16 protein-coding genes are annotated in these 14,384 nt (G+C 66.3%); 12 read left to right on the top strand and 4 right to left on the bottom strand.

The genetic code is table 11. The features are described 5' to 3' along the window. From ON44_RS21985 to ON44_RS21945, 9 genes are all read left to right on the top strand, one after another. Positions 1 to 458: SaeA-related protein (locus ON44_RS21985; RefSeq protein ID WP_506333070.1), on the top strand; the 458-nt coding region annotated here is incomplete at its 5' end. 267 nt (positions 459 to 725) lie between these two features. After that, positions 726 to 1,691, top strand: coding sequence for a permease (locus ON44_RS21980; RefSeq protein WP_245567276.1), 966 nt, complete (start codon positions 726 to 728; stop codon positions 1,689 to 1,691). Further along, the gene (locus ON44_RS46975) at positions 1,688 to 2,884 is read left to right on the top strand and encodes a TIGR03943 family putative permease subunit (protein WP_051182311.1); all 1,197 of its coding nucleotides are present in this window, start codon (positions 1,688 to 1,690) and stop codon (positions 2,882 to 2,884) included. Before ON44_RS21980 ends, ON44_RS46975 begins: the two co-directional genes overlap by 4 nt. A 79-nt stretch (positions 2,885 to 2,963) precedes the next feature. Continuing rightward, positions 2,964 to 3,920, top strand: a complete 957-nt coding sequence (locus ON44_RS21970; RefSeq protein WP_085998591.1) for a metallophosphoesterase family protein — start codon at positions 2,964 to 2,966, stop codon at positions 3,918 to 3,920. A gap of 30 nt (positions 3,921 to 3,950) precedes the next feature. Beyond that, positions 3,951 to 4,574, top strand: a complete 624-nt coding sequence (locus ON44_RS21965) for a hypothetical protein (protein ID WP_157187249.1) — start codon at positions 3,951 to 3,953, stop codon at positions 4,572 to 4,574. Then, positions 4,571 to 5,212 carry a TetR/AcrR family transcriptional regulator C-terminal domain-containing protein gene (locus tag ON44_RS21960; protein WP_051182310.1) on the top strand — a complete coding sequence of 214 codons (642 nt, stop codon included), beginning with the start codon at positions 4,571 to 4,573 and terminating at the stop codon, positions 5,210 to 5,212. Before ON44_RS21965 ends, ON44_RS21960 begins: the two co-directional genes overlap by 4 nt. A 282-nt stretch (positions 5,213 to 5,494) precedes the next feature. Further along, a complete protein-coding gene (locus tag ON44_RS21955) occupies positions 5,495 to 5,893 on the top strand; it encodes a hypothetical protein (protein ID WP_040692994.1) in 399 nt (132 codons plus the stop codon). A gap of 44 nt (positions 5,894 to 5,937) precedes the next feature. Further along, a complete protein-coding gene (locus ON44_RS21950; protein WP_040692993.1) occupies positions 5,938 to 6,828 on the top strand; it encodes an alpha/beta hydrolase in 891 nt (296 codons plus the stop codon). Between the two features lie 37 nt (positions 6,829 to 6,865). Further along, positions 6,866 to 7,765, top strand: coding sequence for an NAD-dependent epimerase/dehydratase family protein (locus ON44_RS21945; RefSeq protein WP_040693046.1), 900 nt, complete (start codon positions 6,866 to 6,868; stop codon positions 7,763 to 7,765). A 273-nt stretch (positions 7,766 to 8,038) separates the two neighbouring features. Here the strand turns inward: ON44_RS21945 and ON44_RS21940 are convergent, their stop codons facing one another. The 3 genes from ON44_RS21940 to ON44_RS21930 all read right to left on the bottom strand — a co-directional run bounded on the left by ON44_RS21940 (position 8,039) and on the right by ON44_RS21930 (position 11,370). Further along, entirely contained in the window at positions 8,039 to 8,896 is an 858-nt protein-coding gene (locus ON44_RS21940) for an RNA polymerase sigma-70 factor (protein WP_040693044.1), read from the bottom strand. A gap of 80 nt (positions 8,897 to 8,976) precedes the next feature. Then, complete coding sequence (locus tag ON44_RS21935; RefSeq protein ID WP_040692991.1) at positions 8,977 to 9,921, bottom strand: NAD-dependent epimerase/dehydratase family protein; 945 nt, start codon at positions 9,919 to 9,921, stop codon at positions 8,977 to 8,979. A 204-nt stretch (positions 9,922 to 10,125) separates the two neighbouring features. Continuing rightward, entirely contained in the window at positions 10,126 to 11,370 is a 1,245-nt protein-coding gene (locus ON44_RS21930; RefSeq protein WP_157187248.1) for a lipase family protein, read from the bottom strand. Positions 11,371 to 11,669: 299 nt separating this feature from the next. Between ON44_RS21930 and npt the strand changes: the two genes are divergently transcribed. After that, a complete protein-coding gene (gene npt, locus ON44_RS21925; RefSeq protein ID WP_040692989.1) occupies positions 11,670 to 12,341 on the top strand; it encodes a 4'-phosphopantetheinyl transferase Npt in 672 nt (223 codons plus the stop codon). Next, on the top strand, positions 12,341 to 13,246 hold the full coding sequence (gene truB, locus ON44_RS21920; protein ID WP_040692987.1) for a tRNA pseudouridine(55) synthase TruB: 906 nt from the start codon (positions 12,341 to 12,343) through the stop codon (positions 13,244 to 13,246). The genes npt and truB overlap by 1 nt, the downstream gene beginning before the upstream one ends. Here the strand turns inward: truB and ON44_RS21915 are convergent. Continuing rightward, positions 13,218 to 13,820 (bottom strand): TetR/AcrR family transcriptional regulator, encoded by a 603-nt coding sequence (locus tag ON44_RS21915; protein ID WP_040692985.1) that lies wholly within the window; start codon positions 13,818 to 13,820, stop codon positions 13,218 to 13,220. The genes truB and ON44_RS21915 overlap by 29 nt on opposite strands. 86 nt (positions 13,821 to 13,906) lie before the next feature. Between ON44_RS21915 and ON44_RS21910 the strand changes: the two genes are divergently transcribed. Beyond that, complete coding sequence (locus ON44_RS21910) at positions 13,907 to 14,320, top strand: DUF4345 domain-containing protein (protein WP_085998590.1); 414 nt, start codon at positions 13,907 to 13,909, stop codon at positions 14,318 to 14,320. Positions 14,321 to 14,384 lie beyond the last annotated feature (64 nt).

Here is a 14,384-nt window from a genome sequence, read left to right as displayed (position 1 = left end):
AGGACGGGGGCGCGCCACCCGTCGGGCAGCCGGTGTACGCGGTGGCCGCCGCCGTCGCGGGCAGGTACTCCGAAATCACCCGATCAGATACCGGCCCGGTCGCGAAACCGCAAGGCGGACAGGAACAACCGCAGGACGATCCGTCGCCGAGTGGCATACCGACCGTGACCGGACTAGCCGAACAGGCGGGGCTACTGGTCTTCGCCTGGCCCATCGGTGTTACCGAAGTCATGGCCGTCGTGCGGCCGGATCAACCGCCGACCACCCCGGACGACCCTGAGGCCCGCTCCTGGAAGGTCACCAATATGCGATACGAAATCGACGGCGGCGTCCGTATCCCGCCCGATATCCCGCGACCATGTCATATCGCCATCGCATCCTGTCGCCGCGAAGCGAACGGAAGGCTAACGGTCGCTGCGGGTTTCGCGCCGACCGCGCGGATCCGCTGGTTCGGGTAGTCGAGGTCGGTCTGACAGGTTGTCGCACCGGACCGCCTGCTGCGTACCGGTTGGCGGCTCAGGGTCGCTGCGGGTTTCGCGCCGACTGCGTCCGCTGGTTCGGGTGGTCGATATCGGTCGGACGGGTTGTCGCGCGCCGGACCGCTCGCGCGGCGATGTACGGGCGGCGCAACGCGGGGTGATCGGCGACAAGCGGGATTTGGCGACAGCAGAGGGCAGGATGGGGACGTGCTCGCACAGAACGCTGTGAATTCGGTACGGACGCGCGTGTCCTCGACATATGTGCTCGCCGCGCTGATCGTCCTCGGACTGGTCTTGCAGGCGCCGTTGGTGCATGCGGTGGGGGCGTCCGCGCGATTGCAGACTGCGGTGACGATTTTCGCGGGTGTGTTCGTGCAGGCGGTGCCGTTTCTGGCCCTCGGGGTTTTCGTGAGCGGTGGTATCGCAGCCTTCGTCTCACCCGCAGTCCTGCGAAAGGTATTGCCGCGCAACGAACCTGCGGCGATCGGCGTCGCCGGACTGGCCGGAATGGCGCTGCCCGGCTGTGAATGCGGTGTCGTGCCGGTGGCGCGACGACTGACCGATCAGGGTGCGCCCGGATCGGTGGCCTTGGCCTTCATGCTGTCGGCTCCCGCGATCAACCCGGTGGTGTTGATCGCCACGGTGGTGGCATTTCCCGGCGAGCCGGGAATGGTGGCCGCGCGGTTCACCGGTTCACTGGCCACCGCGGTGGTGATGGGGCTGATCTGGTCGCGAATCGGACGCCCGGCCTGGCTGCTGCCGCGTGGCACCGGGCGCGACCACTGTGTGACGGGGCGAACCCGGTGGGAGGTTTTCACCGAGGCCGCGCGCCACGATCTCTTGCAGGCCAGCGCATTTCTGGTACTCGGTGCCGCGGCTGCCGCCGCGCTGCATGTACTGGTTCCGCCCACCTGGTACGAGCGGTTGGCCGGGCAGATGGTGGTCGCGATTCTCATCATGGCGGTGCTGGCGATCGTGCTCGCCCTGTGCTCGGAGGCCGATGCATTCGTCGCGGCGAGCATGTCGACGCTGCCTCTGCTGCCGCGGCTGGTATTCCTGGTCGTCGGCCCCGCCGTCGACGTGAAGCTCTTCGCCATGCAGGCAGGCAGCTTCGGCCGCCGCTTCGCAATGCGCTTCGCCCCCATGACCTTCGCGGTCGCCGTGGCCTGCGGCACGATCGCCGGATACATCTGCCTGGGAGGTGCCCGATGAAACGAGGAACACAGAACCTCCTGTTGCTACTCATCGGCGGCGCGGTGCTCTGGACAACCCTCGACGGCACCTACCTGCGCTATGTGAAACCGAGCCTCTACCCATTCCTGCTGATCAGCAGCACCGGCTTCATCCTGCTCGCCCTGGTGGCAATCATCCGAGATATCCGCCGCGGCACCGCATCCGACGAGCACGCGAACGTGCACGGCCGTGATGTCCATGGCCACCTCGAGACCCGCCGCCCCAGCGGTATCCACGGCGGCGACGATGTGCTGGGTCACGCAGGCCTGCGCGGCCGAACTGATGCGCGGGGCCGTGAGGGCACATTCGGCCACGGCAGCAGCGATGCGCCGGGCCACGCCAGCATGCACGGCCGGGGCAACGCACTTGGCCACGCAAGCATGGACGGTCACAGTGATGTCGCCGGCGTCGAGCGCACGGTCGGCGGCAACGTGCTCGGCGACGGAGATGGGTTGGGTAATGCCAGCGTGCACGGCCGCAGTGACCTACTCGGCCAGGCGAATTCGTACGGGCGCGGTCACATGCTCGAGGGAGCATCCGGCCGCGACGATGCGCTGAGCCACGCCAACGCACGGAGCCATGACGGTGTGTTCGGGCACGGCGCTGCGCAGGGCGACCACGAGCACGGCTCGGGCCGCGCGCAATGGTTGTTGCTCGCCCCGGTCGCCGCGCTCCTGCTCATCGCACCACCCGCGCTGGGCGCGGGCGCGGCGGTAACCAGTTCTCCCGTCCAGGTCGTCCCGCGCGACATCGCCGCGGAGCAGCCGAAGCTCTGGGCCTTTCCGCCGCTGCCTGCCGAGCCGGCGCCGCGGTTGCCGATTGTGGATCTGGTGGATCGGGCGCTTCAGGACTCCAGTCACTCGCTGGACGGTCGTGAGGTCACTATCAGTGGGTTCATTATTCGGCCCAAGGATCTCGAGCAGCAGCATCCGGATACGCCCGATGCGGATCTCGCGCGAGTAGTCATCACCTGCTGTGTCGCTGATGCGCGGTATGTACTGGTGCACCTGTCGGGGATGCCGGAGGTGATCGAGGACGATGCCTGGCTAGAGGTCAGGGGCGTCGTCGAAACCGGTAGCGCTCAGCGGGATCCGGATCACACGCCCACCCTCGTCGTCACCGACTACCAGCGGATCGAGGCCCCGGACCGGCCGTACGAACGCGGCCGTTAGGGGCGGACTCGAATCGGTATCGCCCATGATCATCGAGCCGAACGGCGGCAACTCCCGCGGATATGCCAATGTAGGTGTGGTGATACCCAAGTTGATGGCGGTGAGCGACATTCACGTCGGGCACCAGGGGAATCGTCCGGTCGTCGAGCAGATTCGGGCGGATTCGCCCGAGGACTGGCTCATCGTGGCCGGGGACGTTGGGGAGAAGTCCGACGATATCCGCTGGGCGCTGGAGCTGCTGCGCGGCCGCTTCGCCAAGGTGATCTGGGTGCCGGGCAACCACGAATTGTGGACCACGGCGAAGGATCCGGTGCAGATGCACGGTGTCGCGCGCTACGACTACCTGGTGTCGATCTGCCGGGATCTCGATGTCGTCACCCCGGAGGATCCGTTCCCGGTGTGGACCGGCGCGGGGTCCGAACAGTACGGCGGTCAGGTGACGCTGGTTCCGATGTTCCTGCTGTACGACTACTCGTTCCTGCCGAAGGGCACCAAGACGAAGGCCGAGGGCCTCGCCCTGGCCAGGGAACGCAATGTGGTGGCCACCGACGAATTCCTGCTGTCCCCGGATCCGTACCTGACCCGTGATGCCTGGTGTCACGCCCGAGTGCAGGTCACCAAGCGGAAACTGGACGCGCTGCCACCCGAGACGCCGATCGTGATGATCAACCACTTCCCGCTGGTCCGCCAGCCCACCGAAGTGCTGTGGTACCCGGAATTCGCCCTCTGGTGCGGCACCGATCTGACCGCCGACTGGCATACCAGCTACAACGTGGTCTGCTCGGTCTACGGCCACCTGCACATCCCGCGCACCTCCTACTACGACGGCGTGCGCTTCGAAGAGGTTTCGCTGGGCTACCCGCGCGAATGGCAGCGTCGCGGACTGCCCGACCAGTTGCTGCGCCAAATCCTCCCGACCCCCGACTACCCGCCGGGTTCGCTGAACAAATGGGGCGGCCACTTCCAGGTGACCCCGGAGATGGAGGCCGCGGCTGCGGAGATGCGCGAAAAAGCGCAGCGCCGCCGCGGCATGTGAGCCGTTTTCCATGTTGGCTACGCTGTAGATTTGGTCTACGACGTAGCGAACATGGGGGAAGGAGCGGGCATCATCGCGCTGGAAGTGATGGCCGGGCACAGTGATCGACTGGTGGCCGCAATCGTGCACGACCCACCGGTGATGCGGCTGCCGTCCGAGGACAGTCCCGGACGGCAGGAGATCGTGAACATCGGTCGGCTCGCCGTGGAGAAGAGCCCGATGCGGCCCTATATCGCGTTCGGTGTGATGACGGCGCCGAACGTGCCCAAGCTGTTTCGATCGACTGCTGGCCAGATCGGGCTGGCCGGCGCGAGCCGGGTTGCGCTGGCGGCGGGATCCGCCGTTCGGCGGTTCAGCGGTAACCGGCCGTCGACGATGACTCGCCAACTGGGTAACGCGGAGCTGCTGCTGAATCGGGAACTGCCGTTGTTCGGCTTCGATTACCGGTCTGATGTCGGTGCACTGTGCAAGGCAGAGGTGCCGTGGCACCTGGCGATCGGTCAACGGGCCGTACCACGTCTGCACCGAAACTCTCGCGCAGAAATTGGGGATAGTGTGTGCGCGGAGTTCCCGAGCGGACATGTGGCATATGTTGTGCAGCCCGGGGAGTTCGCTGTGCGGTTGTTTCAACTGTTCGATGAGATGACGTCGTGAGTGCGGGCAGTTCGCGCGAGCGGCCGGCCGCGCCGACCCGGGTGGTGCTGAACCGTGAATACATCGCGGCGATCGCACTGGCGGTGATCGATGAGACCGGACTGAACGGGTTCTCGATGCGCAAACTGGGCGCCGCGCTGGGTGCGGACCCCATGGCGGCATACCGGCACTTCACCGACCAACAGGACCTTTTCGACGGCATAGCCGAAGTGATGTTCGATGAGTTGGAGCTGGAAAACCTACCGTGGCAAGCGGATTGGCGCGAGATGATGCGGACCTACGCACACCGATTGCGCTCCATCTTGACCCGGCACCCGCACGCGGTATCCATCTTCGCTACCCGCCCCGTACGCAGCATCACGGCCATCGACATCGGCAATCGGATGATCACGCAGTTGACCGCCTCCGGCTTCGCGCCCGCGACTGCGCTGCAGTTGTCCCGCTGCCTGCGCGAATTCGCGATAGGCCATATCCTGAGCCGGACGACCGGCGCGGCCGCCGAAGAGCGTAGCCGAAAACCGGCGCCCGATTCGCCCGATTACAACGGACTCGCCGCCGCCGCCGACGCTGCGTCCGGCGATTACTTCGACATCGGGCTCACTGCCATGTTCGACGGATTCGGTCGCAGTGTCGGCTAGGTTCCGGGTCCGCTAGCGGATGTGAACTTTCATCAAATATCATGTGGCACAACAGATTACAACAGTGCCGGTATGTGCGGTCGGAATGAATCGATAGCATATGGTCGCGTTCCGAGTCTCCGTACTCACTCGGGCGGTTACCGCGGGGAAGGTAGCAAGGATTTCGCATTGCCGGCGATATTGATCATCCATTTGTCTACGGTGTAGATTAAGTCTACGATGTAGATACATTGGTTGGTGTCGAGGTTTGCATCAGCCGGGCCGGTAGTCGGGGTGTGATTGATGCACGGGAATGGCAAGCTGTCCGCAGTCGTGGTTGTCGCGCTCCTTCTCGCGCTCGCCCGATCGGTTCCGGGGCACGCGGATGGATCCGGCCGGGCCGATGCCACCGTTCGTGTCGAACCCGGCCCTGCCGCGGCGGTCCTAGGGTCCGGCGCGGTCGGCGTGGATGCTCAATTCTGGAACGAGAACACCGTGAAGCCGGAGGTTCCTGGATTGCTGCACGCGGCAGGCGTGCAGACGCCCGTCACCGTCGCGCCGCACTCACTCACTCACCGCACTGGTCCTCGGCTCATGAGGGCGTGGGATGCCGACACCGCGTCCGAACGATCCCCGCTGCTGAAGTCGGATCGGGTGCGCGTGGCGGGATTGCTGGACGACGACTATCAGTCGACGCTGTGACCAGTAGAGAAACTCCAGTAGAGAAACCAAGGAACGGTAGATAGATGCGGATCGAGAAGATCGAGTTCTCCAGCGACGGCCATCGTCTGGTTGGCGACCTCCACCTGCCCGAGCCCGGCACCGAGCGCGGCGCGGTGGTGTTCACCGGGCCGTTTTCCGGTGTGCGTGAACAGGTGACGGGTTTCTACGCGCAGCGGTTCGCTGAGCGCGGGTATGTCGCTTTGTCGTTCGACCACCGCCACTGGGGCGACAGCGAGGGAACACCACGCCAGCACGAGGACGCGACGGCCAAGGTGTCGGACCTGCGGCACGCGGTCAGCTTTCTGGCCGCCCGCCCCGAGGTGGACGCCGACAAGATCGCCGCGTGCGGGGTGTGTCTGGGCGGTATCTACGCGGTGCAGTTGGCCGCGTACGACCCGCGGGTCAAGTCCGTCGCGCTCATCGCGGCCGCCTACAACAATCCGACGTTGATCCGAAACCGGTTCGGCGAGGACAACTTCGCGGCGCTGGTCGGCCAGTTCGCGCAGATTGCGCAACAGCAGTTCGACACCGGCGAGATCGAGTACTGGCCAGCGGTCAACCCTGCTGGCATGCCCGCGGGAAACCCTGGTCCGGAGCCGTTCGAGTACTACGGAACCGATCGGGGCGCGCGTCCCGGCTGGGAGAATCGCTGCACCGCGTTATCGGTGCTGCAGGAGCTGACCCTGGATGTGAACGCATATCTGCCGCTGGTCACCGCTCCGCTGTTGATCGTGCACGGTCGCGGAGACCAGGCAATTCCGCTCGCCGACGCCGAAGCGGCGTTCGCGGCCGCACCTGAACCAAAGGAGTTTGTGGTCTTGGACACCACCAACCACATCGACCTCTACGACGACGACACCTATGTACGGCAGGCTGTAGACCGTGCCGTCGCATTCTTCGACGGGAGCATCTGATGTGGAATGGACGGAACGCGTTGCCGGGGTCGCGCGCATGAGGGTGTTGGTCACCGGCGCGACCGGCTATATCGGTTCGGCCGTCGCACGCGCGCTGCGATCGCGCGGGCACGACGTCGTCGGACTCGCTCGTACCCCGGAGTCCGCCGAGTATTTGCGTGTCGCAGCGGTGGAGCCGGTGTTGGGCTCGTTGGCCACCCTGGACGTTCTGCGGCGAATCACTCAGGAGGTGGACGCGGTCGCGCACGCGGCATTCGCCCGTTACGGCATCGACGACATGACCGAAGCCGGGACAGTCGAAACCGCCGCGGTGCACACCATATTGGCGGCGGCAGCGGGACGGCCGGTCATCTACACCAGCGGGATCGGTGTGGTCGGCGAGACCAAGGGCCGTACGGTCGCCGAGGACGATCCGGTCGACCCGGCACCGGGTATGGCGTGGCGGCGGCAATTGGAACTCGACACGCTGGCCGCCGGGCACGGCATCGTGGTGCGCCCTCCGCTGGTCTACGGCAGGGCAGGCGGTCTGGTGCTGACCGGCCTCATTGCAGCGGCGATCGCGGCCGGAGCGTCCCGCTACGTGACGCCTGGCGATAACGCCTGGCCCAATGTGCACGTCGACGATCTCGGTGACGCCTTCGCACTTGCCCTGGAGAAAGCACCGCCGAGCACGATCCTGCATGCCGTCTCCGGTGAATCGACACCGCAGGCAGTGGCGGCGGCGATCGGCAGACTCATCGAAAAGCCCAGTGCCACTGAGGGTTTGCCACGCAATCAGGCCGAAGGAGTCGTGCCTTTCCCGGACTGGTTGACCGCGCATCAGCAAATCGACGCCCGCCGAACCCATGAACTGCTCGGCTGGCTGCCCGACCGTCCCAGCGTCACCGACGATATCGAATTCGGTTCCTACCGAGCACTTCTCACACCTGAACCCTGACCGGCCGCTGCGTCATCAGGAGGACACTGGTGCAGCCGCGTAGGTCGGCGACGGTCAGTTCGGCCTGGATGAGTTGTGCGCCGGTCGAATTCGCGGCGCGCAGGTTCGCGCGCGGGACTCGGATCCGCGTCAGGTTCAGTGTGAGCTCGTCGGGTGCGCGTTCGCGGTGAGCCAGTGCCGGCGGGGAGCGCTCTCATCCCCGGTGCCGGGTACGAGGCGGACTCGACCGCCGGCAGGCGAGCAAATGTTTTCGGACAGCCATCACGAGTCGGTTCAGGGGCGGATGTGGGAGAGCTTGTCGGGGTTGAGGATGCCGAAGATGTTGTGAATGCGGCCGTCGCGGATGTCGAAGGCGACGAGTTGCTGCTGCCCACCCATGGTCATCCAGATGGCGGGCGCACCGTTGGACTCGACCACCCGAACGTCGCCCATTGGGTAGTGCGAGGTCAGACCGGTGACGAACGCCAACACGTGGACGCGCCCGATGATCGGAACCCGCGCCGCGCGGACCTTGCCGCCGCCGTCGTTCCAAGCGACGACGTCCTCGCTGAGCAGTTCGGTGAGGGTGGCCAGGTCACCGCCCTCGGCGGCGTCGAGGAAGCGGGTCAGCAGCGCGGTGTGGTCGGCGGTCGACGGCTCGAACCGGTCGCGTCCGTCAGCTAGCCGCTTGGCCGCACGGTGGTGCAGCTGACGGCAGGTCGCGGCGGGGGAGCCGACAATCTCGGCAATGTCGTCGTAGGGCAGCTCGAACGCCTCGCGCAGCACGAACGCTGCCCGCTCCGGCGGGGACAGCCGCTCCATCAGGTGCAGGGTCGCATACGACAGGGTATCGCGAAGCTCGGCCGTCTCCTGCGGCCCGAACTCGGTGCCGGACACCGGTTCTGGCAGCCATGGGCCGACGTATGCCTCACGGGTGACCCGGGCCGAGCGGAGCTGGTCGAGGGCCAGCCGGGTCACCACCGTCACCAGGAAGGCCCTCGGCTCCTTGATCTCGGTGCGGTCGGTGCCCAGCCACCTGAGATAGGCGTCCTGCACGATGTCCTCGGCATTCCACATGCTGCCGAGCAGCCGGTAGCCCAGCCCCAGCAGTAACGGGCGGTACTCCTCGAACACCTCGGTCGGATCCTCCATGGCACCCTCCCTTTCCTCGGATCGTGGCGTGTCGCTGATTTCGGCGGAGCCAGTGACACACCACGAGTCGGTGGCCGCGATCATGCGGCCCGGCGACCGGCCGTGTCCAATTCGGCGAAACCGTCAACATAGGAGACGTATCGGGGCCGCCAGTCCAACTGCAGCCGGGCCCGGGTGTTGTCCGCGCCGCGCAGCTCGTTCATGTACGCCACGCCCCAGCTACCGACAGCCAGCCGCGCCAGCGCCGCGGGCACCTGTTTCGGGGCGGGGGCGCCGAGGGTCTTCGCCAGGGCGGGCAGCCACTCGTGTAGCGGTGCCGGGGTGTCGTCGACCACATTGAGAAACCCGTCGGTCTTCTTGTCCAGTGCGGCGGCGACCGCGGTGGCGGCGTCGTGGGCGTGGGTGAAGGAGAACACCGCCGCCCCTTCCCCCACGATGGGCATTTTGCCGGCCTTGACTTGTCGCACCAAGGATCCGTCGGCGGCGAAGATCGAGCCGGGTCCGTACAGGTGGCCGAACCTCAGGACCAGGCCGTCCGCTTCGGTGGTCAGCCGCTCCAGTTCGATCAGAGCGTCCAGCACAGGTGCGAACTGCTTGGGCGGGTGCTGCCACAGTGGGGTGTCCTCGGCCGCCGGGCCCGCGCCCGGCTGGTAGGCGTAGGCGAGGCCCTGGCTGATGATCCGCCCGACTCCGACCTCCTGGGCAGCGTGGACGAGATTGCGGGTTCCCTCGGTGCGCAGCCGGTTGGTCGCGGCGAAGTCGCGTGCCATCTTTCTTGGGTTGATCGTGCCTGGGATGGCCGTCAGCATGTTGACGACGGCGTCGGGCGCGGTGTCTCGCATCGCCTTGCTCAGCGCGGTGGGGTCGAGCGCGTCGGCCGCGGCGACCTGCACCCCTGATCGCTGTAGCGACAGGGCGCGGTCGCCCGGACGCGACAGCGCGATGACGTCGTGGCCGACCGCTGACAGCAGCGGGAGAATCTGGCGGCCGATGACGCCTGTGGCTCCAGCGACGAGGACTCGCATGATGACTCCTATGAATTTGCCTGGTGGGAACCGGGTATTGATGATTGGCGAAGGTAGGACGGGCCAGCGATCACCCGCGTGACAATTCTTGATGTGATCTGGGTCATGTCGCCGAGGCCGCACCCGCCTGGCGAGCACAGGCTGTTGGTCGTGATGTGGGATGAGGTCCGGGCGGGCGGGTACCGGGTACCCGCCCGCCGCGGTTCAGGGGCAGGTCGACTCGGCAGGCTTGCCGGCGAAGCGATCCGCGGTCCAGGACAGGATGTCGGGCATTGCGCCGTCGTCGATGCCGGTCTGCCCGCCCCAGGTGTCGTGCGCCAGGGTCGGGTAGGTGCGGTAGTCGATCTGCGAGCCGGTGTCACATAGTGCGGTGGCGACCTTGTCGGTGACCGGCTGCGTGGTCAACGCATCGACACCGCCCTGCAGAAGCAGCACCGGGCCTGCGATCGGGCGGTTGCCGGTGCTGTTCTCGTGGAGGAAGCGGGCGAAGTTCGGCTCGGACAGGTAGTCCGGTCGAACCAGGTCTGCACCAGATAGGCCGCTGTAGACGGCGGAGACCACGTCCAGGCATCCGCTGTGGGTGCTGTCGAGACGATCCAGTGCCTGCGGTGTCAGGATTCGGTCCAGTTGGACGCGCCGGTCGCTGGCCTTGGCGCCCTGGGCAATCAGCGGCAAAAACCCACCCAGAGAAGGCGTTTCGGCCGTGTGGGTGATCAGCGCGGTCAGGTCGGCGGCCGGTGAGGTGACTACCGCACCGAGATAACCCGGTTCCGGATGGACAGCTTGGCGTTCGGCGACACCGAGCGCGGCTCCGCCGCCCTGGGAGTGTCCCCATAGCACCCACTGGTCCGACAGGTTCGGCAGAGCCTGCCTCGCCGAGCGCACCGCGCCGATCAGGTCGTCGGCCTCGGCGGTCTTGTTGCCCAACTCGGACTCGCCGGTCGTGCCCAACCCGGCGTAGTCCGGCGCAACCACCGCGTAGCCCTGCGCGACGAACTGTGCCATCTGGTTGCCGTGGTAGAGATCTCGCATCAGCGACGGCGCACAGTCCACACCGCCACCGCTGGCGCCGTGGGTGTCGGCCACCACCGGCCAGCCGCCCTCGGGCGGGGCGCCCTGCGGCACCAGCACCACCCCGGACACCGCGATGTCGCGTCCGCCGGAGGTGCGGGAGTGGTAGAGGATCCGAGTGGCCGGGGTCTGCTTGCCGTCCACCACATAATCCGTGGTTGCCTCCTGACGGATCAATGTGCCGGCCGAAGCCCACCCGAGTGGGTTGGGTGCATCGTAGAAACCGGTGCGCGGCAACCCATTTTGGTGCTGGTGTGCCCACGCGGCTCGGCAGGCCTGGTCGCAGGGGCCGGGGTCGGCCTGGGCGGGTGCGACAGGGCCGGTCAGTACCGCGCCTGCGGCAGCCAGCGCCATGGCCGAATAACTCAGAAAACGCATGGTGTTCACCTCGAGTTGCGGGAGCTCGAGCCTGTTGGCCCGATGTGCAGCTACAGGACGGGACAACTCCCTGCCATGTGACCGTTCCCCGACGTGATTCAGGCCACATCAGGCGGCCGGGTACGCGGCCACCGGACGCGTCGAACCCTCGTCTTAATCTCTTCGGAGAGGGAATTGACCGTGATGAAGTACTGCACCGCAGCGACGACCGTCATGGGTGCGGTCTCTGACAGAATGGGCACTCAGTCCACCCTCCCGCGGCGTTTGGGGCAGGGGCGGCTCGACTAGGCTCGTCAGTGATGATCGAGAAAATTCTTCCTGGCGGTGTGGCCTCGGCCGAGTTGTTGGCCTACCCGGAAGATCTGCAGCCGTATCCGGCCGAGGCGCATCTCATCGAGAAGTCGGTGGAGAAGCGTCGCCGGGACTTCATCGGTGCTCGGCACTGCGCCCGGCTGGCGCTGGTGGAACTCGGTGAGGCTCCGGTCGCGATCGGCAAAGGCGAGCGGGGCGCACCGGTGTGGCCGCGCGGCATCGTCGGCAGCCTGACACACTGTGACGGCTACCGGGCGGCGGCCTTGGGCCACAAACTGCGCTTCCGCTCGATCGGCATCGACGCCGAACCGCACGGCACACTCCCCGAGGGCGTGCTGGATTCGGTGAGCCTGCCCCCCGAGCGGGACTGGTTGGCGCGGGTCGGCGGTTCCGGTCTGCATCTGGACCGCTTGCTGTTCTGCGCGAAGGAAGCCACCTACAAGGCGTGGTGGCCATTGACCGCACGCTGGCTCGGCTTCGAGGACGCCCACATCACCTTCACCATCGATGAGAGCTCCGACGGCGCGGGTTCGGGTGCCTTCCACAGCCAGATCCTGGTGCCGGGACAGGTCACCGACGGTGGCGCGCCGCTGATTTCCTTCGACGGCCGCTGGATGATCGGCGACGGACTCATCCTGACCGCGATCGTGCACGACTGATGGCCGACGCACGGATCGACGCACTCGGCGGTCTGCTGATCGTCGACAAGGACGGCGGCTGGACCAGCCACGACGTCGTCGCGAAATGTCGAAAGCTACTGCGCACCAAGAAGATCGGCCACGCCGGGACACTCGATCCGATCGCCACCGGCGTATTGGTGCTCGGCGTCGAACGCGCCACCAAACTGCTCGGCCTGCTCACGCTGACCACCAAGGCCTACACCGCGACCATTCGACTCGGCCAGGCCACCACCACCGACGACGCCGAGGGCGCAGTGCTCTCGACCGCGTCGGCGACCCATCTCACCGATGCCGAAATCGCCACGCACACTGCGAAATTGACCGGCGATATCGAGCAGGTGCCTGCCACGGTCAGTGCCATCAAGGTGAACGGCGAACGTGCCTATGCCCGGCACCGGGCCGGTGAAGATGTGCAGCTCGCCGCTCGCCCGGTCACTGTCTCGCGCTTCGATATCCTTGCCCGCCGAGATACTTCGGAGTTCGTCGATCTGGATGTGGTCGTCGAATGTTCGTCCGGCACCTATATTCGCGCCTTGGCGCGCGATCTGGGCGCCGCACTCGGCGTCGGCGGCCATTTGACCGCCTTGCGCCGCACCAGGGTCGGCCCGTTCACCCTCGAACACGCCAGAACCCTCGAGGAATTGGCCGAATCCGAAGACGCGCAGTTGAGTCTGGATATCGACGATGCCATCCGAACCGCATTCCCGCACCGCGATATCGATGACAAGCAGGCCGACGATCTGCGCAACGGTCGCTGGCTCGAGCCGGTCGGCATATCCGGTGTCTACGCCGCCATCGACCCGTCCGGGCGCGCGATCGCGCTACTGCAGGAGAGCGGTAGGCGCGCGGCCTCGGTCATGGTCGTGCGTCCGTCGAATCTTTAACCGCGCCGAGCGGTTCCAGTGCGCCGAGCAGCGCGCCGACGCAGATATCGCGGAGTTCGGTGCGGGTGCAGGTGCGGTTTTCCAGCCAGTCGACCGATAGCACCCGGACGAAGGTCAGCCAGCCCATCAGCACCGATGAGGTGAGCTCGCGGATATGGCCTTCGACGCCCATTGCATCGAGCAGACGCACCCGGAGTTCGCCGAGTTCGCCCGAGATGATCGCTTGGATGGTCGGATCGCCCGCGAGTAGGCGGTTGGCGGCCACCACCGTATTGGCATTGGCCTCGAAATAGTCGAAGTGCTCGTCGAGTCCGGCCGCGAGCTGATCGGGCAGCGGGGTTTCGGTATCGAGTTTCGTGGCGACCAGCAGGCTGTCGGCGGCTAGTTGGTAGACGCCCGCGAAGAGGTCGCGTTTGGTCGGGAAGTGGCGGTAGAGCAGGGCGCGCGAAACACCGGCCGCGGCCGCGACGTCCTCCATCAGCACCGCGTCGTAGGCGCGTTCGGCGAACAGTGTCGCGCCTGCGTCCAGCAGCAGGCGGCGGCGTTCGTCCGGGGCGAGGCGGCGGCGGGTCACCCCAGCAAGCTTAGTTGACGTATGTCTACTAAGCGTCGTAGGGTCGGGCTTAGTAGACAAACGTCTACTAGTGAAGGGAGGAATTCGTGACCTCGGCACTCAAATGGCTGTCCATGGCGATGGGCGTTGTCATCGTTGGCATCGGCATATTCCACATGGCTGCAGGAATCGACGGCATACCCGATATGGGCTCCTCCGGCGTCACCGCCGACAGTCAGACTCGCTTCTTCGGCGGTATCTTCGTCGGCTACGGCCTCGCCTGGATCCGGGCGGCCCGCCGAACGCCGATCTCCGCACTCGCGGTGCGCTGGCTCGCCGGAATCTTCCTACTGAGCGGCGTCGCCCGCTTGATCTCGGTCGCCGTCTACGGCTGGCCGCACTGGTTCCAAATCGTGCTCACCGCAATAGAATTCGCTCTCCCTCCGGTCTTCTTCCGGCTAGCATCCGCCCACGAAAAGCGCACCGCCTTCACCACCGACCGCGTGCCCGCCGCTGGCTGACCGGTGTCGCGTATCGGATGACTACCTCGCACAGGGTGTGCCCTATGCGAAGTAGTCGGTAGCC

This window comes from Nocardia vinacea NBRC 16497 (assembly GCF_000308835.1).
GTDB lineage: Bacteria > Actinomycetota > Actinomycetes > Mycobacteriales > Mycobacteriaceae > Nocardia > Nocardia vinacea.
This window is presented reverse-complemented; position numbering and strand designations above follow the sequence as displayed.

What these genes read in the sequence shown, in the direction of transcription:
- ON44_RS46975 (WP_051182311.1), top strand. Translation starts at nt 1,688, where the DNA reads ATGAAACGAGGAACACAGAACCTCCTGTTGCTACTCATCGGCGGCGCG.
- ON44_RS21930 (WP_157187248.1), bottom strand. Translation starts at nt 11,370, where the DNA reads ATGCGTTTTCTGAGTTATTCGGCCATGGCGCTGGCTGCCGCAGGCGCG.
- ON44_RS21935 (WP_040692991.1), bottom strand. Translation starts at nt 9,921, where the DNA reads ATGCGAGTCCTCGTCGCTGGAGCCACAGGCGTCATCGGCCGCCAGATT.
- ON44_RS21955 (WP_040692994.1), top strand. Translation starts at nt 5,495, where the DNA reads ATGCACGGGAATGGCAAGCTGTCCGCAGTCGTGGTTGTCGCGCTCCTT.
- ON44_RS21950 (WP_040692993.1), top strand. Translation starts at nt 5,938, where the DNA reads ATGCGGATCGAGAAGATCGAGTTCTCCAGCGACGGCCATCGTCTGGTT.
- ON44_RS21940 (WP_040693044.1), bottom strand. Translation starts at nt 8,896, where the DNA reads ATGGAGGATCCGACCGAGGTGTTCGAGGAGTACCGCCCGTTACTGCTG.
- truB (WP_040692987.1), top strand. Translation starts at nt 12,341, where the DNA reads ATGGCCGACGCACGGATCGACGCACTCGGCGGTCTGCTGATCGTCGAC.
- npt (WP_040692989.1), top strand. Translation starts at nt 11,670, where the DNA reads ATGATCGAGAAAATTCTTCCTGGCGGTGTGGCCTCGGCCGAGTTGTTG.
- ON44_RS21945 (WP_040693046.1), top strand. Translation starts at nt 6,866, where the DNA reads ATGAGGGTGTTGGTCACCGGCGCGACCGGCTATATCGGTTCGGCCGTC.